The sequence below is a fragment of the Maritimibacter sp. HL-12 genome (assembly GCF_900177545.1).
Classification (GTDB): domain Bacteria; phylum Pseudomonadota; class Alphaproteobacteria; order Rhodobacterales; family Rhodobacteraceae; genus Sinisalibacter.
Window position 1 is genome coordinate 3,508,717 of the sequence record NZ_FXBQ01000001.1, and the last position, 22,842, is coordinate 3,531,558.

The 22,842-nt window shown below is 66.0% G+C and carries 26 protein-coding genes; 17 read left to right on the forward strand and 9 right to left on the reverse strand.

Features of this window, described 5'->3' with window-relative positions; translation table 11 throughout:
• Positions 1-40 precede the first annotated feature (40 nt).
• Positions 41-739 carry a transcriptional repressor LexA gene (gene lexA, locus B9Y97_RS17375; RefSeq protein ID WP_085527934.1) on the forward strand — a complete coding sequence of 233 codons (699 nt, stop codon included), beginning with the start codon at positions 41-43 and terminating at the stop codon, positions 737-739.
• 41 nt (positions 740-780) lie between these two features.
• On the opposite strand, the gene B9Y97_RS17380 is transcribed toward lexA, so the two are convergent.
• On the reverse strand, positions 781-2,835 hold the full coding sequence (locus tag B9Y97_RS17380) for a ComEC/Rec2 family competence protein (RefSeq protein ID WP_085527935.1): 2,055 nt from the start codon (positions 2,833-2,835) through the stop codon (positions 781-783).
• 76 nt (positions 2,836-2,911) lie between these two features.
• Between B9Y97_RS17380 and gltX the strand changes: the two genes are divergently transcribed.
• The 3 genes from gltX to B9Y97_RS17395 all read left to right on the forward strand — a co-directional run bounded on the left by gltX (position 2,912) and on the right by B9Y97_RS17395 (position 6,445).
• On the forward strand, positions 2,912-4,315 hold the full coding sequence (gene gltX, locus B9Y97_RS17385) for a glutamate--tRNA ligase (RefSeq protein ID WP_085527936.1): 1,404 nt from the start codon (positions 2,912-2,914) through the stop codon (positions 4,313-4,315).
• 42 nt (positions 4,316-4,357) lie between these two features.
• A complete protein-coding gene (gene gltA / locus B9Y97_RS17390) occupies positions 4,358-5,653 on the forward strand; it encodes a citrate synthase (RefSeq protein WP_085527937.1) in 1,296 nt (431 codons plus the stop codon).
• A 105-nt stretch (positions 5,654-5,758) separates the two neighbouring features.
• Complete coding sequence (locus B9Y97_RS17395) at positions 5,759-6,445, forward strand: M48 family metallopeptidase (protein WP_085527938.1); 687 nt, start codon at positions 5,759-5,761, stop codon at positions 6,443-6,445.
• Between the two features lie 22 nt (positions 6,446-6,467).
• Here the strand turns inward: B9Y97_RS17395 and B9Y97_RS17400 are convergent, their stop codons facing one another.
• From B9Y97_RS17400 to B9Y97_RS17410, 3 genes are all read right to left on the reverse strand, one after another.
• Positions 6,468-7,010, reverse strand: a complete 543-nt coding sequence (locus B9Y97_RS17400; protein ID WP_085527939.1) for an RSP_2648 family PIN domain-containing protein — start codon at positions 7,008-7,010, stop codon at positions 6,468-6,470.
• Positions 7,007-8,203, reverse strand: a complete 1,197-nt coding sequence (locus tag B9Y97_RS17405; protein ID WP_085527940.1) for an RSP_2647 family RNA methyltransferase — start codon at positions 8,201-8,203, stop codon at positions 7,007-7,009. The genes B9Y97_RS17400 and B9Y97_RS17405 overlap by 4 nt, the downstream gene beginning before the upstream one ends.
• A gap of 92 nt (positions 8,204-8,295) precedes the next feature.
• The gene (locus B9Y97_RS17410; protein WP_139828363.1) at positions 8,296-8,922 is read right to left on the reverse strand and encodes a DUF6778 family protein; all 627 of its coding nucleotides are present in this window, start codon (positions 8,920-8,922) and stop codon (positions 8,296-8,298) included.
• 208 nt (positions 8,923-9,130) lie between these two features.
• Here B9Y97_RS17410 and edd point away from each other — a divergent pair, with 208 nt between their 5' ends.
• Positions 9,131-10,936, forward strand: a complete 1,806-nt coding sequence (edd, locus tag B9Y97_RS17415; protein WP_085527942.1) for a phosphogluconate dehydratase — start codon at positions 9,131-9,133, stop codon at positions 10,934-10,936.
• Positions 10,937-10,946: 10 nt separating this feature from the next.
• Positions 10,947-11,591 carry a bifunctional 4-hydroxy-2-oxoglutarate aldolase/2-dehydro-3-deoxy-phosphogluconate aldolase gene (eda, locus tag B9Y97_RS17420; protein ID WP_085527943.1) on the forward strand — a complete coding sequence of 215 codons (645 nt, stop codon included), beginning with the start codon at positions 10,947-10,949 and terminating at the stop codon, positions 11,589-11,591.
• A gap of 70 nt (positions 11,592-11,661) precedes the next feature.
• Here eda and B9Y97_RS17425 read toward each other — a convergent pair whose 3' ends face one another.
• From B9Y97_RS17425 to purS, 4 genes are all read right to left on the reverse strand, one after another.
• Complete coding sequence (locus B9Y97_RS17425) at positions 11,662-12,996, reverse strand: sigma-54-dependent transcriptional regulator (RefSeq protein ID WP_085527944.1); 1,335 nt, start codon at positions 12,994-12,996, stop codon at positions 11,662-11,664.
• 69 nt (positions 12,997-13,065) lie between these two features.
• On the reverse strand, positions 13,066-14,871 hold the full coding sequence (locus B9Y97_RS17430) for a sensor histidine kinase (protein ID WP_085527945.1): 1,806 nt from the start codon (positions 14,869-14,871) through the stop codon (positions 13,066-13,068).
• Between the two features lie 37 nt (positions 14,872-14,908).
• Positions 14,909-15,577 (reverse strand): phosphoribosylformylglycinamidine synthase subunit PurQ, encoded by a 669-nt coding sequence (purQ, locus tag B9Y97_RS17435; protein WP_085527946.1) that lies wholly within the window; start codon positions 15,575-15,577, stop codon positions 14,909-14,911.
• A complete protein-coding gene (purS, locus tag B9Y97_RS17440) occupies positions 15,577-15,819 on the reverse strand; it encodes a phosphoribosylformylglycinamidine synthase subunit PurS (RefSeq protein ID WP_085528331.1) in 243 nt (80 codons plus the stop codon). Before purS ends, purQ begins: the two co-directional genes overlap by 1 nt.
• Positions 15,820-16,112: 293 nt before the next feature.
• Here purS and B9Y97_RS17445 point away from each other — a divergent pair, with 293 nt between their 5' ends.
• The 4 genes from B9Y97_RS17445 (at position 16,113) to B9Y97_RS18405 (ending at position 18,084) form a co-directional block, all read left to right on the forward strand.
• Positions 16,113-17,033 carry a helix-turn-helix domain-containing protein gene (locus B9Y97_RS17445; protein WP_085527947.1) on the forward strand — a complete coding sequence of 307 codons (921 nt, stop codon included), beginning with the start codon at positions 16,113-16,115 and terminating at the stop codon, positions 17,031-17,033.
• Positions 17,020-17,322, forward strand: a complete 303-nt coding sequence (locus tag B9Y97_RS18030) for a hypothetical protein (RefSeq protein WP_139828364.1) — start codon at positions 17,020-17,022, stop codon at positions 17,320-17,322. The genes B9Y97_RS17445 and B9Y97_RS18030 overlap by 14 nt, the downstream gene beginning before the upstream one ends.
• Positions 17,316-17,816 (forward strand): hypothetical protein, encoded by a 501-nt coding sequence (locus tag B9Y97_RS17455; RefSeq protein WP_085527949.1) that lies wholly within the window; start codon positions 17,316-17,318, stop codon positions 17,814-17,816. The genes B9Y97_RS18030 and B9Y97_RS17455 overlap by 7 nt, the downstream gene beginning before the upstream one ends.
• Positions 17,817-17,952: 136 nt before the next feature.
• Positions 17,953-18,084 carry a hypothetical protein gene (locus B9Y97_RS18405; protein ID WP_254900955.1) on the forward strand — a complete coding sequence of 44 codons (132 nt, stop codon included), beginning with the start codon at positions 17,953-17,955 and terminating at the stop codon, positions 18,082-18,084.
• A 21-nt stretch (positions 18,085-18,105) separates the two neighbouring features.
• On the opposite strand, the gene purC is transcribed toward B9Y97_RS18405, so the two are convergent.
• Positions 18,106-18,867 (reverse strand): phosphoribosylaminoimidazolesuccinocarboxamide synthase, encoded by a 762-nt coding sequence (gene purC, locus B9Y97_RS17460; protein WP_085527950.1) that lies wholly within the window; start codon positions 18,865-18,867, stop codon positions 18,106-18,108.
• A gap of 199 nt (positions 18,868-19,066) precedes the next feature.
• Between purC and B9Y97_RS17465 the strand changes: the two genes are divergently transcribed.
• The 7 genes from B9Y97_RS17465 (at position 19,067) to B9Y97_RS17495 (ending at position 22,827) form a co-directional block, all read left to right on the forward strand.
• Positions 19,067-19,381 carry a DUF1476 domain-containing protein gene (locus tag B9Y97_RS17465; RefSeq protein WP_085527951.1) on the forward strand — a complete coding sequence of 105 codons (315 nt, stop codon included), beginning with the start codon at positions 19,067-19,069 and terminating at the stop codon, positions 19,379-19,381.
• 182 nt (positions 19,382-19,563) lie between these two features.
• Positions 19,564-20,589 carry a betaine--homocysteine S-methyltransferase gene (bmt, locus tag B9Y97_RS17470; protein ID WP_085527952.1) on the forward strand — a complete coding sequence of 342 codons (1,026 nt, stop codon included), beginning with the start codon at positions 19,564-19,566 and terminating at the stop codon, positions 20,587-20,589.
• 129 nt (positions 20,590-20,718) lie between these two features.
• On the forward strand, positions 20,719-21,420 hold the full coding sequence (locus B9Y97_RS17475) for a corrinoid protein (RefSeq protein WP_085527953.1): 702 nt from the start codon (positions 20,719-20,721) through the stop codon (positions 21,418-21,420).
• A gap of 3 nt (positions 21,421-21,423) precedes the next feature.
• Complete coding sequence (locus tag B9Y97_RS17480; RefSeq protein ID WP_085527954.1) at positions 21,424-21,606, forward strand: hypothetical protein; 183 nt, start codon at positions 21,424-21,426, stop codon at positions 21,604-21,606.
• Between the two features lie 59 nt (positions 21,607-21,665).
• The gene (locus B9Y97_RS17485) at positions 21,666-21,881 is read left to right on the forward strand and encodes a hypothetical protein (RefSeq protein WP_085528332.1); all 216 of its coding nucleotides are present in this window, start codon (positions 21,666-21,668) and stop codon (positions 21,879-21,881) included.
• On the forward strand, positions 21,881-22,192 hold the full coding sequence (locus B9Y97_RS17490; RefSeq protein WP_085527955.1) for a YbjQ family protein: 312 nt from the start codon (positions 21,881-21,883) through the stop codon (positions 22,190-22,192). Before B9Y97_RS17485 ends, B9Y97_RS17490 begins: the two co-directional genes overlap by 1 nt.
• The gene (locus B9Y97_RS17495; protein ID WP_085527956.1) at positions 22,189-22,827 is read left to right on the forward strand and encodes a DUF1638 domain-containing protein; all 639 of its coding nucleotides are present in this window, start codon (positions 22,189-22,191) and stop codon (positions 22,825-22,827) included. Before B9Y97_RS17490 ends, B9Y97_RS17495 begins: the two co-directional genes overlap by 4 nt.
• Positions 22,828-22,842 lie beyond the last annotated feature (15 nt).

Consider the following 22,842-nt stretch of genomic DNA (forward strand, 5'->3'; position numbering starts at 1 on the left):
ACAGGCAGACCCCGGGCCGCAACAGCAAAGAGGCGAGCACATGCTGACGCGCAAGCAACTGGATCTTCTCGATTTCATCAACAAGCGGCTGTCGCGCGACGGCGTGCCGCCCTCCTTCGACGAGATGAAGGAGGCGCTCGATCTGCGCTCGAAATCGGGCATCCACCGGCTGATCACGGCACTGGAGGAACGCGGGTTCATCCGCCGCCTGCCGCACCGCGCCCGCGCGATCGAGATCGTGAAATTGCCCGATGCGCTCGATCCCTCCGGCAAGGCCGGGTTCGAGCCGCGGGTGATTGCCGGGGACCGGCCGAGCCGCACCCCGGCCGGCGCGATGCCCCTGGGCGAAGCGCAGGCGATGGAACTGCCGCTTCTGGGCCGGATCGCCGCGGGCACACCGATCGAGGCGATCACCGATGGTGCCGAGCATGTGGCGGTGCCGGGCGCGATGGTGGCAGGCGCGGGCAAGCACTACGCGCTTGAGGTCAAGGGCGAGTCGATGATCGACGCCGGGATCAACTCCGGCGACGTGGTGATCATCCGCGAAACCTCGGTGGCCGAGAACGGCGATATCGTGGTGGCGCAGGTCGAGGGCTACGAGGCCACGCTGAAACGCTACCGCAAGTCGGGCGACATGGTGATGCTGGAAGCCGCCAACCCGGCGTTCGAGACGCGCCTGCTCAGGTCCGACCAGGTCGAGGTGCAGGGCAAGCTGGTGGGGCTGATCCGCACCTATTGAGGCGCGGCGATTGCGGAACGGGGCGGGGTTCGCCGCCTCGCTCATCGCCCGGTCCATGACCGCGCCCCGCTGCGCTCGGTAGCGCTCACCACGCGAAATCCTGTCCCGTCCGGATAAAGCGCCAGCGCCCCGGTTGCCTCCAGCGCGGCTTCGTCGAAAAGGCGGCAGCCTGTCGGCACCGCGTCCGCCGTCATCGACAGCACTACCAGATCGGCGTGCAGGCAGGCCCCGGCAACACGCTCACGCGCGCCGCGGCCGGTCAGATGGACAACCCGCAGACCACCTATCTCGATCTCCCGCGCCCCGGCCTCGCCGCGGAACCCGCGCCGTGCATGGGCCACATCCTGCGCGACCGGGTCGCCATCGTTCTCGAGCCAGACCCGGGCGGCGAAGCCATCGCCGCGCGGCTTCGACAGCACCCGCCCCTCCGGGGTCAACACCCCGACCAGACCGCCGCCCGGGCTGATCAGCGCCGCCGGACGCTCGGCCCCGGCCCAGAGCCCCAGCGCCAGCACCACCGGGGCGATCCCGGCAAGCCGCCAGCGCCCGGCGAGCAGCACCAGCGCCAGCCCCCCGATCGTGATCAGTGGCAGCGCCTCGGGCCCGGGGCTCGGCACGTGGCCGACCGCACCATCGAGCCCGGTCACGAAGCGCGCCACCGTCAGGATCCACAGGATCGGGTATTGCATGAACTCGAGCGCGAGCCAGCCCAGCCCCAGCGGTGCCAGCACCGCCGCCAGCACCGCGAGCGGCATCACCAGCGTGCCCATCACCGGCACCGCGGCGAGGTTGGCGAGCAACCCGTAATGCGAGACGATGTTGAAATGCGCCGCCGCGAAGGGCGCGGTGGCGATCCCCGCGACGCTGGAGGCGATCACGAGCGAGACCGGACCGCGCAGGATGCGCGGCGGGTTCCAGGCCGGCCAGTCGCGCAAATACCCGAACACCGCCACCAGCGCCGTGGTCGCGGCGAACGACATCTGGAACCCCGGCGAAGTCAGCGATTCCGGCTGCACCAGCAGGATCGCCAGCGCCGCCAGCGCCACCGCCCGCAGGGTGAGCGCGCGCCGGTCCATCAGCACCGCGCCGAACATCACCGCGACCATGATGAAGGCGCGTTCGGTGGCGACGTTGCCGCCCGAGAGCGCGAGGTAGAACGCCCCCGCCTGCAGCGCCACCACCGCAGCGACCTTGCGGATCGCGAGGCGGTCGGCCAGCCCGGGCACCAGCGCCAGCGCATAGCGCAGGGCAGTGAAGACGAAGCCGGTGAGCAACCCCATGTGCAGCCCGGAGATCGCCAGCAGATGCGCGAGGTTCGATCCCCTGAGCGCCTCGACCGTCTCGCGGTTCATCGCCGAGCGGTCGCCGGTGGTGATCGCGGTCGCAAAGGTGCCCGCCTCGTTTGGCAGCACCTCCAGAACCCAGGCCGAGATCCGCGCCCGCAGCCGCGAGACCAGCACCTCGCCGCGCCCCTCGGGGGGCGCGAGCAGCAAGGCCGGGGCGCGGGTGTAGCCGACCGCGCCGATCCGCTCGAACCACGCCATGCGGCGAAAATCGAAGCCGCCGGGTTCCACCGGGCCTTCGGGGCCGGAGAGAAAGGCCGTCATCGCCACCCGCTGACCCGGCTCGGGGTCCAGGTAGCCCTGCACCCCGTGCAGCGAGACCCGCACCCGTTCGGGAATGCGCCGGGGCGCGACGCGGTCGAGCCGGACCCGGTCGAGGGTGAGGCGGACGGCCTCGGAGGCGGAACGGTCGATCTTCACCACCCGGCCCTCGACCGGGCCGTAGTAGCGGAATTCGAGCACCGGGGCGCGCACGGTCTCGTTGCGCAGCCCGGCCACCAGCAGCCCCGCGAGCACCACCGCCGCACCCGCGGCAAGGAACGAAAGCCCGGCGAAGCGGCTGCGCCGGAAGTGCCAGGCGAGCGCCGCGAGACCGGCGGCGGCGAGGGTGATGAGCGTCCAGGCCAGCGGGCCCGGCTCTTCGGGCAGGCTGAAGTAGCTGCCGACCCCCGCCCCGAGGCAGACGGGCGCAAACAGCAGGAGCCGCCCCGAAAGCCGCTCCAGCCGCCCGGACAGGCGGGCCAGCGGGGTCACCCTTGTTCTCTCCCTCGTGAGCGATTAGACCTCGCCAAGCTAGCTCAAACATGGTTTCCAAAAGGTTAACGCGCGCATGGCCGATACCCCAGTCGTCACCCGGTTTGCTCCGTCGCCCACCGGCTATCTTCACATCGGCGGCGCGCGCACCGCGCTGTTCAACTGGCTCTATGCCCGCGGCCGGGGCGGAAGGTTCCTGCTGCGCATCGAGGATACCGACCTTGCGCGCTCCACCCCGGAGGCGACCGCGGCGATCCTGCGCGGGTTGGAATGGCTCGGACTCGACCACGATGGCCCCGCCGTCAGCCAGGCCGAACGCGCCGAACGCCATGCCGAGGTGGCCCGCGAGATGCTAGCCAAAGGCCATGCCTACAAGTGTTTCGCCACGCAAGGCGAGATCGCCGCCTTCCGCGACGAGGCGAAGGCCGCCGGGCGCTCGACGCTCTATGCAAGCCCCTGGCGCGATGCCGATCCGGCAAGCCACCCCGACGCGCCCTTCGTGATCCGCCTCAAGGCACCGGATGCGGGCGAAACCGTGATCGACGACAAGGTGCAGGGCCGGGTGACGTTCCGCAACGACCAACTCGACGACATGGTGCTGTTACGTTCCGACGCTACGCCGACCTACATGCTGGCGGTGGTGGTGGACGATCACGACATGGGGGTGACGCATATCATCCGTGGCGACGACCACCTCAACAACGCCGCGCGCCAGATGCAGATCTACACCGCGATGGGCTGGGACGCGCCGGTTTTCGCCCATATTCCGCTGATCCATGGCCCCGACGGCAAGAAGCTCTCCAAGCGCCACGGCGCGCTCGGGGTGGAGGAGTACCGAGCGATGGGCTACCCCGCGAGCGCGATGCGCAATTATCTCGCCCGGCTCGGCTGGAGCCACGGCGACGACGAGGTGTTCACCGACGCCCAGGCGATCGCCTGGTTCGATCTCGGCGGCATCGGCAAGGGCGCGGCCCGGTTCGACTTCAAGAAGCTCGATCACATCTCGGGCCAGCACATCGCCATGACGCCACCCGCGGAGCTGGTTTCGCAACTGCAGGATTACCTCGACGCGGTGGGCGGGCGGCCACTCTCAGCGCCGGAGGCACGGGCGCTTGTCAGGGCCATGCCCATGCTCAGCCAGGGCGCGAAGACCTTGCCGCAAATTCTTGAAAAGGCGCGATTTATGCTCACGTCGCGCCCCATCGAACGGGACGAGAAGGCAGCGGCGGCGCTGGATGATGTATCCCGTAGTATACTGAAGCAATTGACGCCGCAGTTGCAAACTGCTAGCTGGGAACGCGACACGCTGGAAACCGTTCTGAACGGCTTTGCCGAGGCGCATGGCACCAAATTCGGCAAGCTCGCCGCACCGCTGCGCGCTGCCCTCGCTGGTCGGGCCGTCACTCCCAGCGTCTTCGACATGATGCTGCTTCTCGGCCGCGATGAATCCATCGCCCGGCTGGAGGAAGCCGCCGAATAATCTGCCTGCCAATCGGGACGGGCTCAAGAGAAAGGGACGCGCATGCCAGACCAGACGGGAACCGCGAAGCTCAGTTTCGCCGGCAAGGAGCTTGAACTGCCGATGTATTCGCCCAGCGTCGGCCCCGACGTGATCGACATCGGCAAACTCTACGCCCAGGCCGGGGTTTTCACCCATGATCCGGGCTTTACCTCCACCTCGTCCTGCGAAAGCGCGATCACCTTCATCGACGGCGAGGAAGGCGAACTGCTCTATCGCGGCTACCCGATCGAGCAACTGGCGGAAAAGTCGCATTACCTCGAGGTCTGCTTCCTGCTGCTCTACGGCCACCTGCCGACGGCCGAGGAAGCCGAGGCCTTCGAGTTTCGCGTAACCCGTCACACCATGGTGCACGAACAACTGTTGAAGTTCTTCTCGGGCTACCGGCGTGACGCCCACCCGATGGCGACGATGGTCGGCGTGGTCGGCGCGCTTTCGGCTTTCTACCATGACTCGCTCGACATCAACGACCCCTGGCAGCGCGAAGTCGCCGCGATCCGGATGATCGCCAAGGTGCCGACGATCACCGCGATGGCTTACAAGTATTCCATCGGCCAGCCCTTCGTTTACCCCAAGAACAGCCTCGATTACGCGGCCAACTTCCTGCACATGTGCTTTGCGGTGCCGGCCGAGGATTACGAGGTCAACCCGATCCTCGCCCGGGCGATGGACCGGATCTTCACCCTCCACGCCGATCACGAGCAGAATGCCTCGACCTCGACGGTGCGCCTTGCCGGCTCCTCGGGGGCCAACCCCTTTGCCTGCGTTGCCGCCGGGATCGCCTGCCTCTGGGGTCCGGCACATGGCGGCGCCAACCAGGCCTGCCTCGAAATGCTCAAGGAGATCGGCACCGTCGACCGCATCCCCGAATTCATCGCCCGCGCCAAGGACAAGGACGATCCGTTCCGGCTGATGGGCTTCGGCCACCGGGTCTACAAGAACTTCGACCCGCGCGCCAAGGTGATGAAGGAATCGGCCGACGAGGTGCTCGGCCTGCTCGGCATCGAGAACAACCCGACGCTCCAGGTTGCCAAGGAGCTTGAGCGGATCGCGCTGGAAGATTCCTACTTCGTCGACAAGAAGCTTTACCCCAACGTCGATTTCTATTCCGGCATCATCCTCGAGGCGATGGGCTTCCCGACCTCGATGTTCACCCCGATCTTCGCGCTGTCGCGCACCGTGGGCTGGATCTCGCAGTGGAAGGAAATGCTGAGCGACCCGAACCAGAAGATCGGCCGCCCGCGCCAGCTCTACACCGGCGAAACCCGCCGCGATTATATCGACGTCGAGGATCGCTGAACCCGACCACGTCAAAGCTCACATGCGCGCGAGCCGTCCCCGCCGGGGCGGCTCGCTGGCGTTTGACCCCTTCCCCGTGCCCTGCCCGTGCCCCATATTGGGAGCATGTTGAAGTTCACGCCCATATTGCTCGCGGTGCTTTACGCGCTGGTGATGTATCGGTTCTCGGCCTGGCGGCTGGGCCACGAGCTGGATTCGAAATCGACCGAACTGGCCGATCCGCGTCTCAAGACGCTCACCGACCGGATGGCGCGTGCGCTCGATCTCGACCGTATCCGCGTGCACATCTACGAGGTCGAGCCGGTCAACGGCCTTGCAGCGCCGGACGGGCGGATCTTCATCACCCGCGGCTTCTACCAGCAATACCGCGAAGGCCGGGTAAGCGCAGAGGAGATGGCGAGCGTGATCGCCCACGAACTCGGCCACGTCGCCCTCGGCCATGCCCGGCGGCGGATGATCGACTTTTCCGGCCAGAACGCGCTGCGCACCGCGCTCGGCATGGTGCTGTCGCGTTTCCTGCCGGGGATTGGCGTCTATATCGCCGGTCTCGTGGCCAGCCTGCTCGCCGCCCGGCTCTCGCGCGGCGACGAATACGAGGCCGACGCCTATGCCTCGGCGCTGCTGACCAAGGCAGGGATCGGCACCGGCCCGCAGAAATCGCTTTTCCTCAAGCTCGACCAGCTCACCGCCGCGCGCGCGGGCGCAATGCCCGCGTGGTTCCTGAGCCACCCCAAGGCCGAGGACCGGATCGCCGCGATCGAGGCCGCCGAGGCGGGGTGGCAGGTCGAATAGGCGCATCGCGCCGGTCCCGGAGCTATCCTTCCAGCGCCTTGCCCAGCCTCGGCAACCGCGCCTTCTTCATCAGCCGCCGGATCGGCCAGGGCTCGCCCGAAAGCCGCTCGGCCTCGGCCTGCACCGCGCGCGCGACCTTCGCCACCGCGTCGGGGCTCTGACCAAACAAGTCGCGCAGAAACAGGTCGGGCACCTCGCGCGTCACGCCTTCCTCGGCCAGCGTGTGGCGCGGAAAATCGCTGGTGTTGAGGGTGAGCAGCAGATCCGCCGACCCGGCGATGGCGGCGGCGAGCACGTGCACGTCGTTGGGGTCGGGCAGCCAGAGCCGGGCCTCGTCGCCCGCCTTCGGATGCACCGAGGCCTGCGGCCAGCGCGCCTCGACCGCCGCGATCTCGCCGCGCGCCAGCGCCTCCTGCCCTGGCCCCAGTTTCGCCGCCGCGCGCGCCCATTCCTCGAGGATGCGCGGGCTCCAGAGCGGCTCGAACAACCCCTCCGCCGCCACCCCGAGCAGCACTTCACGCATCACCGTGGGGTAGAGCACGCAGGCGTCGAGCAGAACCTTCACGGGATCAGGCGGTAGAACAGCGCCTTGAGATAGCCGCTCTCGGCAAGCTGCGGGTGCTGCGGATGGTCGGGTCCGGCAAAGCCGGTGTGGATCAGTTGGGCCGACCGCCCGGCGCGCCCGATCCCCCGGTTGCACGCGGTGCGGAACCGCGCCAGATCGACGGCGTGGGAGCAGGAGCAGAGGCCGAGATAGCCGCCCTCGACCACCAGACCCGCCGCCGCCCGCGCGACGCGCTCATAGGCCCGAAGCCCGGCCTCCAGCGCCGGTTTCGCGGGCGCGAAGGCGGGCGGATCGCAGATCACCATGTCGAACCGCGCGCCCTCCTCGGCCAGAGCCTCTAGCACCGCGAAGGCATCGCCGGCGCGGGTGGCGAAGCGGTCGGCGACACCGGACAGCGCCGCCCCCTCCTCGGCCAGCGCCAGCGCCGGGGCCGAGCCATCGACCGCCAGCGCGCTCGCGGCACCGCCTGCCAGCGCGGCGAGCGAAAAGCCGCCAACATGGGAGAACACGTCGAGCACCCGCGCACCCTGCGCGAGCCCCGCCGCGAAGGCATGGTTCGGGCGCTGGTCGTAGTAAAGCCCGGTCTTCTGCCCGCCGAGAATGTCGGCCACGTAGGTCGCGCCGTTCATCGGCACCGCCACCGCCTGCGGGTCTTGCCCGATCAGCACCAGGCTCACGTCGTCGAGCCCTTCGAGCGCGCGGGCGCGTCCGGCGGCGTTCTTGACCACCACGCTCACCCCCGTCACCGACACCAAGGCCGCAGCCAGATCGTCGATCAGCCGGTCGGCCCAGGCCGCGTTGGGCTGGATCACCGCGACCTCGCCGAAGCGGTCGATCACCACGCCCGGCAACCCGTCGGCCTCGGCGTGAATGAGCCGGTAGAAGGGCGCGGCGTAGAGCCGTTCGCGCAGAGCCAGCGCGATCGCGATCCGGTCGCGCAGCCAGTCGGGGCCGATCTCGGCGGCGGGGTCGCGGTCGAGCACGCGGGCGAAGATACGCGAGGCCGGCGTGACGGCGACGGTGGCGAGGGGGATGCGGCCCTCGTCCTCCAGCACCGCGATGGTGCCCGGGGCGAGCGCCTTGGTGCGTCGGTCGGTGACGATCTCGTTGTCATAGACCCAAGGCGCGCCATGGCGGATTGCGCGGGCGTTGGCCTTGGGCTTGAGGCGGATGGTGGGGCGAATATCGGTCATGCCGCTCCCCTACCCCAGCGCGCGCCCGACGCAAAGCGCAAACGAAAGGGGCACACCCTGCGGCGCGCCCCGGCTCGTCGGTTTTGCCTGCCTCAGCCTTGAAGAAAGTCGCGCGGGCGAGTGAGTTCCTGGCGGATCATGTCCTTGACCAGCGCGGTGATCTCCAGCCTCTGGTTCAGCCCCTGCGCCTCGTTCTCCAGCGCCTGCTCGGCGCTGACCCGGTGATCGAAGCCGATCCGGCGCGCAGGCTCCAGCAATTCGCCGGTCCTGGCGTCGCGCACCGCGACAAACATCCAGACCTCGTGCTCACCGCCGATCGAGTAGCGGGTGCGCTTGGTGAGCGCGTGGAACCGCGTCATCACGACTTCGAGCACCACGTCGCGGCTGCCGGTGATGTCCGACACGCCCTCTTCAAGCGCCTCCGTCATCAACGCGCGCACCTGGGCGTGGCGGTCGCCCGCCGGGTCTTCCTGCCACAGGATATCGCTGCGCGGCTTGATGCCGTTCTGTTCCGACGAGGTAAGCACGTCCGGCACCTCGACCTTCACATCCACCACCCGGTAGGACGGGTTGAGCGGCACCGGGGCGTGGCCCTCGACCTGCTTGGTACTCAGAAGGCCCGAGCTTTCCAGTGCATTTCGGCTGACGATATCGCCCCCCGCACAGGCAGAGAGCAGGGCGGCGGCGGTCAGCACCAGGGCTGCGCGGATCATTGTCATGGTTTCCTCCAGCTTCTTTCACGCGTCTCGTTGCTCGCGAGATTGTTGACCAAATGCGGCGGAACTGCGGAAAACTGGCGGTATTATCGCGAATATTGGCCGATGCCGGCCGGCGTCGGGTATTGTTAGCGCTAAATCCCTGTGCTACCTCCCCGGCAAGTTCCCGTGCCCGGTTGCATAGCCCCGCAGACGACGAAGGACCGCCCCGATGACCCTCCACCCCGAGCTTGACCGGATCACCCAGCGCATCATTGCCCGTTCCGAAGCCCGCCGTGCCGCCTATCTCGAGCGCGTCGCGCGCGCCGCCGACAACGGCCCGCGCCGGGCGCACCTGAGCTGTTCCAACCAGGCCCACGCCTATGCCGGGGCCGGTGCCGACCAAGGCGCGCTGGCCAAGGGTCGTGCCCCCAACATTGGCATCGTCACCGCCTATAACGACATGCTCTCGGCCCATGCGCCCTACAAGGACTACCCCGACCTGATCAAGGCCACCGCCCGCGCCGAGGGCGCCACGGCGCAGGTCGCCGGCGGGGTTCCGGCGATGTGCGACGGGGTCACGCAAGGCGAGACCGGCATGGAACTCAGCCTGTTCTCGCGTGACGTGATCGCGCTCGCCGCCGGCGTCGCGCTCAGCCACAACACCTTTGATGCAGCGCTCTATCTCGGCATCTGCGACAAGATCGTGCCCGGCCTCGTGATCGCCGCCGCCACCTTCGGGCATATCCCCGCCGTCTTCGTGCCCGCCGGGCCGATGACCTCCGGCATCTCGAACGACGACAAGGCCAAGGTGCGCCAGCGCTTCGCCACCGGCGAGGCCAGCCGCGAGGAGTTGATGGCCTCCGAGATGGCGGCCTATCATGGCCCCGGTACCTGCACCTTCTACGGCACCGCCAATTCCAACCAGATGCTGATGGAATTCATGGGGTTGCACCTGCCCGGTGCGAGCTTTGTCAATCCCGGCACGCCGTTGCGCGAGGCGCTCACTGCCGAGGCCGCGCGCCGGGTGCTGGCGATCACCGCGCTCGGCAACGAATTCACCCCGGTGGCGGACGTGCTCGACGAGAAGGCCTTCGCCAACGGCATCGTCGGGCTGATGGCGACCGGCGGCTCGACAAACCTCGTGCTCCACCTCGTCGCCATGGCGCGCGCCGCCGGGGTCGAGCTGACGCTGGAGGATTTCGCCGAGATCTCCGCGATCACGCCGCTGCTGGCGCGGGTCTATCCCAACGGGCTGGCGGACGTGAACCATTTCCACGCCGCCGGCGGGCTTGGCTACATGATCGGCAACCTGCTCGACGCGGGGCTTCTGCATCCCGATACCAGGACCGTGGCGGGCGGCGGGCTCAAGGCCTATGCCAGCGAGGCAAAACTGGACGGCGACAGGGTGACATGGGAACCCGCCCCGCGCGACAGCCTGAACGACAAGATCCTGCGCCCCGCCGCCGATCCGTTCCAGCCCTCGGGTGGCCTTGTCCAGCTTGCGGGCAACATCGGGCAAGGCGTGATCAAGGTGTCTGCCGTCGCGCCCGAGCGGCAGGTGATCGAGGCCCCGGCACGGGTGTTCCACGACCAGGAGAGCGTGAAGGCCGCGTTCAAGGCGGGCGAGTTCACCGGCGACGTGGTGGTGGTGGTGCGCTTCCAGGGCCCCAGCGCCAACGGCATGCCCGAGTTGCACGGGCTGACGCCCACCCTCGCGGTCTTGCAGGACCGCGGCCACAAGGTTGCCCTCGTCACCGATGGCCGGATGTCGGGCGCGTCGGGCAAGGTGCCTGCGGCGATCCATGTCTCGCCCGAGGCGGCAAACGGCGGGCCGATTGCCAAGGTGCGTGACGGCGACCGGGTGCGGCTCGATGCGCAGGCCGGAACACTGGAGGTTCTCGAAGACGATTTCGACGACCGCACCCCGATCAGGGCCGATCTGAGCGCCAACCGCGCGGGCATCGGGCGCGAATTGTTCGACGTATTCCGCCAGAATGTCGGCCTCGCCACCGATGGCGCCGCCGTCGTCGTCTAGGGAGAACCGCATGACACCACAGGACGCCAGCCGAAAAACCGAAGAGATCTGCCGCCTCGCCCCGATCGTGCCGGTGCTCGTGGTCGATGACGTGGCCCATGCCGCACCGCTCGCGCGCGCCCTCGTGGCGGGCGGGTTGCCCGCACTGGAAGTCACCTTGCGCACCGCCTCGGCGCTCGACGTGATCGCCGCCATGGCCGAAGTTCCGGGCGGCGTGGTCGGCGCGGGCACCCTGCTGACCGCCGACGACGTGAAGCGGGCCAAGGACGCGGGCGCACGCTTCGGGGTGTCGCCCGGTGCCACGGATGCATTGCTCGATGCGGCCGAGGCGCATGACCTGCCGCTGCTGCCCGGCGCGGCCACCGCCTCCGAGGCGATGCGGCTGTTCGAGCGCGGCTATTCGGTTTTGAAGTTTTTCCCTGCCGAGGCGGCGGGCGGCGCGGCGTTCCTCAGATCGCTCGCCTCGCCCCTGCCCGCGATCCGGTTCTGCCCGACCGGCGGCGTGACCCCGGCCAATGCCGAGGATTACCTTTCGCTCCCCAACGTGCTCTGCGCGGGCGGGAGCTGGGTGGCCCCGAAAGCGGCGATGGCGGCGGGAGACTGGGCCGGGATCGAGACGCTGGCGCGCGAAGCGGCCCGGCTCGGCCGGGGCTGAGCGCGGCCCTGCCCCGTCACGATCTCACCGCTGGAAATGGCGGCGCGCACCCCGCGCCGCGCGCCCGCTCTCAGATGTAGTCCGAGCGCTGCAGCCCGTATTTGGCCATCTTCTCGTTGAGGGTTCGGCGCGGCAGGCACAACTCGTCCATGACCCCCACGATCGAGCCCTTGTGGCGGCGCATCGTATTGTCGATCAGCATCCGCTCGAAGGCTTCGACGTATTCCTTGAGCGGTTTGCCCTCGGTCGTCATCGTCGCGCCCTCGACGTCGTCATGATCGTTCATCAGCAGCGACGAGATCGTGCCCGAGCCACGGCGCGATTGCAGCACCGCCCGCTCGGCGATGTTGATCAACTGGCGGATGTTGCCGGGCCACGGTGCCTGCAGCAACTGGGCCGCCTCCTGCGCGCTCACCGCGGGCGCGGCACAGCCGTATTCCTCCGCGAACTGGTCGCCGAACCGGGTGAACAGCATCAGGATGTCTTCGCCGCGCGCACGCAGCGGCGGCAGGGTGATCTTCATCTGCGCCAGGCGATAGAACAGGTCGGGCCTGAGGCAATCCTCGCAGGTGCGCCCGCCTTCCTGCAAGTTGCAGATCGCCACCACGCGGGTTTCGGGCGGGGTGCCCTGGTCGTTCATCCAAGCCAGGAGCCGTGCCTGAAGGCTCATCGGCAGCGCCTCGATATCTTCGAGCACCAGGGTGCCGCCACGGGCCTGCTCGACGAAGGGCTGCTGGCCGCCCTCCTCGATCGGGCCGAAGAGCTTTGCCCCCAGCGCCTCTTCATCCTGCCCGGCCAGACGAACCACAACGAACTTGCGCCCTGCCTTCGCCCCCACCGCGTGCAGCGCATGGGCCACGAGGGTCTTGCCGGTGCCGGTCTCGCCGTCGATCAGCACATGGCCGTCGGCCTGGCCGAGATCGAGGATATCCTCGCGCAGCCGTTCCATCACCGGGCTGGCCCCGACGAGCTTTTTCATGATCGTGCCGCCGTCGCCCAGTTCGCGGCGCAGCGCGCGGGCGTCGAGCGTCATCCGCCGGACCTGGGTGGCCTTCTTGGCAAGCTCGGTCATCCGGTCGGGGTTGAAAGGCTTTTCGAGGAAGTCGTAGGCTCCGACCCGCATCGCCTCGACCGCCATCGGCACGTCGCCATGGCCGGTGATCATGATCACCGGGAGCGACGAGTCGACGCTCATGAGTTTTTTCAGAAACTGCATCCCGTCCATGCCGGGCATGCGGATATCGGAGATGATCACGCCGGGGTAGTCCTGGCCGACCGATTTGAGCGCCTCCTCGGCGGAGGGAAAGGTTTCGGTATCGAATCCCGAGAGCGCCAGCCACTGGCTGATGGATTGGCGCATGTCCTGTTCGTCATCGACGATCGCGATTTTCATAGCCTGTGCCATGGTCTTTACCCTCTGGCCCCCTTCGGGCCGCATTACCCCGGGCTATCCCCCCGGTCGGACATTCGCGGCTCACTCGGCCGCTTCGACGCCCGTCACATCGTTTTTCGCTTCTTCCTTGAAGATAGGCAATTCCACTTCGAATACAGCCCCCCCTGTTGTCGCATTTCGCGCGGTCAGGCGGCCACCGAGATCGGCGACGATGCCCGAGGAGATCGCCAGCCCGAGTCCGACGCCATCGCCGGGCTGCTTGGTGGTGTAGAACGGCTCGAACAATTGCTCCAGATCCTCCACCCCGGGGCCGTTGTCGCGCACCGAGATCCGCGCGCTTTTCTCGTCGGCGGTGAGCAGGATGTCGACCTGCGGCGCATCGACGGCCTTGGTTGCGTCGATCGCGTTGCGCATCAGGTTGATCAGAACCTGTTCGAGCCGGAGCCGGTCGCCCATCACCATCACCGGCGCGCGCGGCACGTTGCGGGTGATGCGCACCTGCCGGCGCTTGAGCTGTGGTTCCATCATGCCAAGCGCGGCCGATACGCTTTCGCGGATGTCGAGCGGGGTGCAGGCATCGCCGCCCTTGCGGGCGTAGGACTTGAGCTGCCGGGTGATCGCCCCCATCCGCTCGATCAGATCGTCGATCCGCTGGAAGCTCGACAGCGCCTCCTCCGGCCGCTTGCGCTGTAACAGGAGCTTGGCCCCGGCGAGGTAGGTCTTCATCGCCGCGAGCGGCTGGTTCAATTCGTGGCTGACGGCGGCCGACATTTCGCCCAGCACCGCGAGCTTGGAGCTTTGGGCCAGCGTCTGCTCGGCCACCTGCAGGTTCGCCTCCGCCTTCTGGCGCTCGGCCACCTCGCGGCTCAGCGCCGCGTTGAGCTGGCGCAACTCGGCCGATTCGAGCTGGAACAAAAGCGAGCGCGACGTGGCGCGCCGGCTGATCAGGTAGAAGGTGAAGGCGAGCAGGATCGCAAACCCCATGATTTCGAGCGCCAGCACGCCATTGACCCGCTCGCGCACCGAGGAATAGGTGGTGAAAGAGGTGATCCGCCAGCCCTGGAACGGGATCCGCGCATCCTGCCGCAGCACATCGTCGCCGCTGAACAGGGCTTCCGCCGGCAGCGAGGCCCAGGAGGCGGTGGCCTGCACCGCGCGGGCGATGGCGGTTTGGGGCTCGACAGTGGAAAAGGCCTCTGCCTCGGAGAGCCCGCGCCACCTTGGTTCGGTGGACAGGATGATGTTGCCTTCCGAATTGCTCACCAGCACCGCGTCGGAAATCCCCGCCCAGCTCTGCTCGAACTTCGCCAGATCGACCTCCACCACGATCACCCCGAGGTTGAGGCCGCCGCTGGCGATCTTGCGGGCATAGGCGAAGCCATAGGCCCCGGTTTCGGTCCGGGTGGTGGTGAACACCGTGTCGGAGGAGCGCAGCGCCTCGATGTAATAGGGCGCAAGGCGGCTGGAGCCGCCGAGGCTCTCGCGCGTGGTCGCGGCCACGATCCGCCCGTCGGTATCGAGCAGCATCAGCGAGGCGGCACCGATCTCGTCGCGAAACGAGATCAGACGCTGGGACGAGGTGGCATAGTCGCTCGAACTGAGGGCACCGATCAGCGCCGGGTCGCGCGAGAGCAGCAGCGGCACCACCGAATTGCGCTGAAGCTCGCTGATCAGGTTGCCGGAATACAGCGCGAGCCTGAGTTCGGCGCGCGACCGGGTGGTTTCGGTGTAGCGCGCGGTGAGCCACTCGTTCGAGATCCAGACCGTCGCCACCGCGAGCGATATCAGCACGACGAGCGCCAGCCGCGCGCGCAGCGAAAGCCGCTGCGGCGGCGGGATCGCGGCGTCAGATTGGTCGCTTCGCACTGGCGGGTTGGTCAGGGCCATGGCGCGAGGATACACTCGGCGCGCCGCGCCTCACAAGTCAGGCCGAGACAAGCGCCTCGGCCAACGAGCGGAACATTGCCACCCCGTCGGTGCCACCATGGGCCGGGTCGATCGCCCGTTCGGGGTGCGGCATCATCCCCAGCACCCGCCGGTTGGCCGAGAGCACCCCGGCGATATCGGCGGTGGAACCGTTGGGATTGTCGACATAGCGAAAGGCGATGCGGTCTTCCGCCTCAAGCTGGGCAAGCGTGGCCTCGTCGAGCTGGTAATTGCCATCATGATGCGCGACCGGCACCGTGACATTCTGCCCCTGCCGATACGCCGAGGTGAAGGCGCTGGAGGCCGTTGCCACAGTCAGATCAACGGGTTTGCAGATGAACTTGAGATTTGAATTGCGCATCAATGCCCCCGGCAGAAGCCCGGTCTCGGTCAGCACCTGGAAGCCGTTGCACACGCCCAGAACGTAGCCGCCCCGCCCGGCATGGGCCACAATCGAGCGGCTGATCGGCGACTTCGCGGCAATCGCGCCGCAGCGCAGATAATCGCCGAACGAAAACCCGCCCGGAACGCCGACGATGTCGGTGCCCTCGGGCAGATGATCATCCTTGTGCCAGACCATGCGGACATCGGCGCCCGCCCGCTCGAAAGCCACCGCCATGTCGCGGTCGCAGTTGGAGCCGGGAAAAACAATGACAGCCGCGCGCATCAGCCCAGCACCTTCACGGCGTAGCTTTCGATCACGGTGTTGGCGAGCAGCTTCTCGGCCATCTCGGTGGCCTCGGCCTCGGCGGCGGCGGCGTCCTCGGTATCAAGGTCGAGCTCGATCACCTTGCCCTGTCGGACAGCGTTCACGTTGCCAAACCCGAGCGAGCCGAGCGCATGGCGCACCGCCTCGCCCTGCGGGTCGAGCACCCCGGTCTTCAGCATGACATCGACACGGACTTTCATGGGCGCGGCTCCTTCGATTCCCCGGGCGATATGGCTTTTCGGGGCCGTCATACATGCAAGTGACGACAGGCGCCAGAATTTGAAGCGAATCGTATCCGCGACTCATTTTCTGCCGGTCCGTGGATCGGACGTTTTTCGCGAATGCGGAAATGTCCCCATATGTCCCCATTTCGCCATAGCGATATGCACTTCTATGCGGAGTAATACCCTTTTGACCTCTTATGTCCCCTTTATATGTTCCTCATTTAGGTCCACTCTTCTAGCACACGCGAATTGCATCGGAGCCGGAGACAATGAAAATCGACGCACAAAGACTGAAAGCCCTGATCACGCGAAGGGGCTACACAAACGCCAAGCTTGCACGGAACCTGAAGGTTTCCGCGAAATCCGTCGGGCGTTGGACAAAGGGCAAGTCCAAGCCTTCGATAACAACCATTCACCAAATCGCAAAAGAGTTGAATGTCTCCGTCGAAGTGCTGACCGGTGAGGCACCGATGGAAGACACCAAGCGGGTCACCACCAGCCCACGTTCGCGTGTCGGTGCGGATGTCTCGGCGCGCACCCGAAATGCGTTCCTCATCGCAAACCGTAGGTATGGTGTGACCCAAACGCAAATCATCGAACTCGCGCCTCTGTTGTTCACGCTCATTGCGGAGGGAAGCCTGGACTACAGGCGCCGCATCATTCGAGAGGCCGAACACCACATTGACGCACTTAACGAGATGGCAAATGGCTTTTCATCGTACTTGCGCTCCGACAGGGCGGAAGAAGGCCTGATCGACGAGGAAAGTTCGATCAAACGCCGAGACATCTTCGGGGAGTGCGTTGGCAACGACGCTTTCGAATTTGGCTATGACCAGCCAACACAGAATCCATTTTTCAAGTATCTTCACTGGCTCGCGGGCGCGCTAACGGACAAAGACGCCGTACATCTAGAAGTTGAGGAAGATATTCACATCGAGAATGTCCCGGCGTTCTCGATGTTTCATGAGGAGGCCCGAAAGATCGCAAAAGGCGATGAGAAACTAGCTGCCTGCGTTGCCCAAGGAATCGTCGATCTAGGAAAATTGCCAAAAGAACTGCGGCCCGCCGAAGCCGATGAGGCAAGAGCCCAGTGGCTCAGGCAGGAAGCGCAGCGGGTACAGGATGAGGCAAGCAAGTTCTTGGCACAATTTCTTTCCACGATTGGAGGTGAACAAGATGACCGACCTTGAATTGACCCAACACGCCAGAACCCGCTTTTCGCAGCGATCATTCCGTGAGTGCGACACGTCTTTGCTGCTTATGATCGGTAGCGAAACACACGAAGGGTTCATGGTTCTGGAGCGCGACTATCTGGCATTCGAAGCGGAGATGAAAAAACTTCTTGAGCGCGTCAGGCACCTTGTCGGCAAGCGTATCGTTGTGGAGAGCGGCCAGATCATCACCGGCTATCATTGCCGCAGACGAGCAACAAAACAGCTTCTTCGCAAATCGAAAGAAAAGGGAGTTTGGACATGCTGAACATCGCGTATCCTCAGACGTCTCCGCTTCGCGGGAACCTCTATCTGAACATCGAGTTCGACAACGGCTTGCCGCAAGTTGTGAGTTCTGAGTTCAGGCAGGAGACCCCCGAGGCGCCCCCGGACGAACAGGCCATTCCTCGATACTTCAACTCGCGCCTATTGGCGGCGGTGCGTGGTACAGACAGGAGCACAAGCGCCATCGACGCGCTTGTTTTGGATCTTCGTTCACTCGCAGGCCGTTCACCGGACTTGTTCTTTTCGGCTTTGGCACCGAAACTAATGGGGCGGGAAAGGTGCCATCTGGCGCGACAACGGATCGATGTTTATCCATTGCGTCCGGATCTCGCATTGAATCACTCAGTGAAGCTTGTCGACGGGTGGTACTTGGGAACAAACATCAAGAACGACCAGAAAATTCATTTCCTGAAGATCGCATGCGAAATCCGAGGGGTGAAACCGGCCCCGGCCCAGAAATCCGCGGGAGGCTGCTAACATGCCCGGCATAGGAAGCAACGCTGATTGCCCCTGCGGGTATCATGCCGATTGCCTGAATCACGGTGTGATCTTGTCTCCTGCTTTGGAAAGAATTGTCCTTGCATACTCGAACGATCGACCAGAGCTTATTTCCATGACGATGACTGAAGTCACGCGGCAAGGATTGGCGTTCATCGACGAGTATCCCCAAGGCAGCGGTTATCGTTGCCCCGCGTGTGGGAAACACACTCTCAAGATCGCCTCCTGCGGCTTGCGTTGGGACTGAACACCGATCTCATTGCCCCGGTCAGTTGATCACGTGCGGCTTTGCGGCATGGGTCACGTTCGACGGCAGAACGCCGAGCCGGCGGGCCACTTCGGTATAGGCGTCGGTCAGGTTGCCGAGATCGCGGCGGAACACGTCCTTGTCGAGCTTCTGGCCGGTCTCGATATCCCACAAGCGGCACGAGTCGGGGCTGATCTCGTCGGCGACGATCAGGCGCATGTAGTCGTTGTCCCAGATCCGGCCGATCTCGATCTTGAAATCGACGAGCTTGATGCCGACGCCGAACATCACCCCGGTGAGGAAATCGTTCACCCTGAGCGCCAGCGCGACGATATCGTCCATGTCCTGCTGCGAGGCCCAGCCGAAGGCGATGATGTATTCCTCCGGCACCAGCGGATCACCGAGCGCGTCGTCCTTGTAGGAGAACTCGACGATCGGGCGCGGCAGCGGCGTGCCCTCTTCCAGACCGAGGCGCTTGGCCATGCTGCCCGCGGCAAAATTGCGCACGATAACCTCGAGCGGGATGATCTCGACCTGCCGGATCAACTGCTCGCGCATGTTGAGCCGCTTGATGAAATGGTTCGGCACGCCGATGTTGGACAGCCCGGTCATGAAGAACTCGGAGAGCCGGTTGTTGAGCACCCCCTTGCCCTCGATCGTGGCCCGCTTCTCGGCATTGAAAGCGGTGGCATCATCCTTGAAATACTGAACAAGCGTGCCCGGCTCGGGGCCTTCGTACAGGATCTTTGCCTTGCCTTCGTAGATCTTCTTGCGTCGTGCCATGGGGTGCCTTCCGTCGCGCCGGGCCCGAGGCCGGGCCCTGATGCCGCGCGTATAGTGCAATGCCCCGTTCCCCGCAAGCGGCGCCCGCGCCGCAAGCCCTGCCGTCGCTTCGCCCCGGCGAATTGGATGCACTTGGGGTTGCCTGAAAGCCGTGGCGAGGGCATATGGTGGCCAAGAACGGAATCTGAGGGCTGCATCCATGACCACCTTCGACGATCGCGAAAATGCCTACGAGAACAAGTTCGCGCATGATCAGGAATTGAACTTCAAGGCCGAGGCACGTTGCAACAAGCTGCTCGGGCTCTGGGCCGCCGAAAAACTGGGCAAGTCCGGCGACGCCGCCGCTGCCTATGCCGCCGAGGTGATCAAGGCCGATTTCGAGGAAGCCGGCCACGAGGACGTCGTGCGCAAGGTCGCGGGCGATCTTGGCGACAAGACCTCCGCCGAGGAGATCCGGGCCAAGCGCGCCGAATTTCTTGCCCTCGCGCGCGAGCAGGTTCTGAGCGAGATCTGAGCCAACCGCGAGGCCGGCAACGGATCGACAGGCGCGCGGGCTTTCTCCGCGCGCTTTTGCCATTTTCGCACCCCTTTTCCAGACCTGCCTTCGCCTCATGATCATCATGCAGCTTTGCGATTTGCGCCGCGCGCGCTTTCATGGCACCTAGGCGCGCGAGGCAAGCCAGAGGAGACCCCGGCATGACACAGGATGCGCTGAGCCGCCTGCTCGAGGAAAATGACTGGCTGATGGCCGACGGTGCCACCGGCACCACCCTGTTCAACATGGGGCTGACCTCGGGCGACGCGCCGGAGATGTGGAACGTCGAGGAACCCGACAAGATCCGCGCGCTCTACAAGGGCGCGGTCGATGCCGGGTCGGATATCTTCCTGACCAATTCCTTCGGCGGCACCGCCGCCCGGCTCAAGCTGCACAATGCCCAGGACCGCGTGCACGAATTGAACCGGATCGCTGCCGAGCTTGGCCGCGAGGTGGCCGACAAGGCCGGGCGCACCGTGGTGGTGGCGGGCTCGATGGGCCCCACCGGCGAGATCATGGAGCCGATGGGTCCGCTCACCTTCGAGCGCGCCGTGGAAATGTTCCACGAACAGGCCGAGGGGCTGAAGGCGGGCGGGGCCGACGTGCTCTGGGTCGAGACGATCTCGGCTGGCGACGAATACCGCGCCGCCGCACGCGCCGCCGAACTGGCGGGGATGCCGTGGTGCGGCACCATGAGTTTCGACACCGCGGGGCGCACGATGATGGGCCTGACCTCCGCCGAACTCGCCGCCCTCGTTGAAACCCTGCCCAACCCGCCGATCGGCTACGGCGCCAATTGCGGTGTCGGGGCCTCGGACCTGTTGCGCACCGTGCTCGGCTTCGTTGCCTCCGGCAGCGAACGGCCGATCATCGCCAAGGGCAACGCCGGCATTCCGAAATACGTTCATGGCCACATCCACTATGACGGCACGCCCGAGCTGATGGCCGATTATGCCGTGCTCGCGCGCGACTGCGGCGCGCGGATCATCGGCGGCTGCTGCGGCACCACGCCCGACCATCTGGTGGCGATGCGCGCGGCACTGGAAACCCGCCCGAGATCCGACGCCAAGCCGACACTCGACGAGATCGTTGCCCGTCTCGGGGCGTTCTCCTCCGCCTCGGATGGCACCGGCGACGACGGGGCCGGCGCGGTGCGCGAGCGGCGCGGGCGACGGCGGCGCGACTGAACCCACACACAACTGGTTGCGAAGTCGCCAAAGGCGCGTTCGAAGTCGCAAACCGCCAATACCGTCAGCGCACCGCACCGCATGTAGGGACAGAAGACCGCGCATGACGCCGAACGGGAGATCAAACCCATGGCCGACGAAGAAGACGAAATCATCCTCTCCGAACTCGACGACGAAGATCTCGTCGCACAGATGCACGACGATCTCTACGACGGGCTCAAGGAAGAGATCGAGGAGGCGACCAACATCCTGCTCGAACGCGGCTGGGAACCTTACCGGGTGCTCACCGAGGCGCTGGTTTCGGGGATGAAGGTGGTCGGTGACGACTTCCGCGACGGCATCCTGTTCGTGCCCGAAGTTCTGCTCGCGGCCAACGCGATGAAGGCGGGGATGGCGATCCTCAAGCCGCTGCTGGCCGAAACCGGCGCGCCCAAGGTCGGCAAGATGGTGATCGGCACGGTGAAGGGCGATATCCACGATATCGGCAAGAACCTCGTCAGCATGATGATGGAGGGGGCCGGCTTCGAAGTGGTCGATCTCGGGATCAACAACCCGGTCGAGAACTACATAGAGACGGCCGAGAAGGAAGACGCCGACATCATCGGCATGTCGGCCCTGCTCACCACCACGATGCCCTACATGAAGATCGTGATCGACACGCTGATCGCGGAAGGCAAGCGCGACAAGTATATCGTGCTGGTCGGCGGCGCGCCGCTCAACGAGGAGTTCGGGCGCGCGATCGGCGCCGATGCCTATTGCCGCGACGCCGCCGTGGCGGTGGAAACCGCCAAGGAATTCATGGCCCGCAAGCACAACCAGATGGCGGTCTGAGCCGTGACGTCCGGGCGGCGGCTGTTTTTCCTCGCGCTTGCGGGGGGATCGGCGCTGGCCGCGATCTGGGTTCTGGTCGCGGCGATCCGCGCCGATGCGCTCTCGGGCGAGGTGTTTTTCGCACTGATGCCGCTGTTGATGCTGTTCGGCATCGCCTGGCAAAAACTCACGGACCGGCCCGACTGAACCCGCGCCTTGCCAGCCGCCCGCCCCGGCCCCATCTTTGGATGCAAAAGGAGGCCGCCATGCCGCTCGACAAGTTCGTTCTCATACTCGTGATCGTGATCGCCGCTGCCGGGATCACCGTCTGGGTGGCCACCATGGTCGCCGCCGTGGTCCAGTTTCCGCTGGGCTGGTTTGCCGTCATCCCCGCGATGCTGGTGGCCTATGTCGTCTGGCGGGTGATCGCCGACCGGCTCGGCAGCGCCGAAGATGACCGTTATGACAGGATGGACAAGTGATGCTGGTTCTCACCACCGAAACCGTTCCGGGCCGCGAACTCGTGGTCCTTGGCCTCGTGCGCGGCTCCACTGTGCGCGCCAAGCACATCGGCTCCGATATCGTCGCCGGATTGCGCAACATCGTCGGTGGCGAAATCCGCGAATATGCCTCGCTGATGGCCGGGGCGCGCGAACAGGCGCTCGACCGGATGATCGCCGAGGCCGAGGCGCTTGGGGCCGACGCGGTGATCGGCACGCGGTTCGAGACCTCGCAGATCGCCCAGTCCGCCGCGGAAATCCTCGCCTACGGCACGGCGGTGAAATACGCATGAAACCCGGCACCGAAACCGACGACGCGCGCCTGACCGCCGAAGGCCTCGCCGCGCGTGGCAACGGCCGGGTTCTGGTCATCGGGTGCGGTGCGCTGGCGCGCGAGATTCTCGCGGTGCTGGAGGCAAACGGGTTGTCCCACGTCGACCTGGCCTGCCTCCCCGCGATCCTGCACAACCGGCCGGAAAAAATTCACGTGATGCTTGAAGAAGCCATCTTAAAGCACCGTGATACATATGAAACGATCTTCGTTGCCTATGCCGATTGCGGCTCGGGGGGCAAGATCGCAGAGGTCTGCGCCCGCCACGGCGTGGCGATGCTCGAAGGCCCGCATTGCTACAGCTTCTTCGAGGGCAACGCCGCCTTCGCCGCGCGCGACGAGGTCACCGCCTTCTACCTGACCGATTTTCTCACCCGCCAGTTCGAGGCCTTCGTGATCAAGCCGCTCGGGCTCGACCGGCACCCGGAGTTGCGCGACGCCTATTTCGGCAATTACGAAAAGCTCGTCTACCTCGCCCAGGCAGACGATCCGGCCCTCGACGTACAGGCCCGCGCCGCCGCCGAGCGTCTCGGCCTCGCCTATGAGCGCCGCTTCACCGGCTACGGCGATCTCGCCCCGGCGCTCAAAGGGCTCTGACGGTTTTTCCCGACC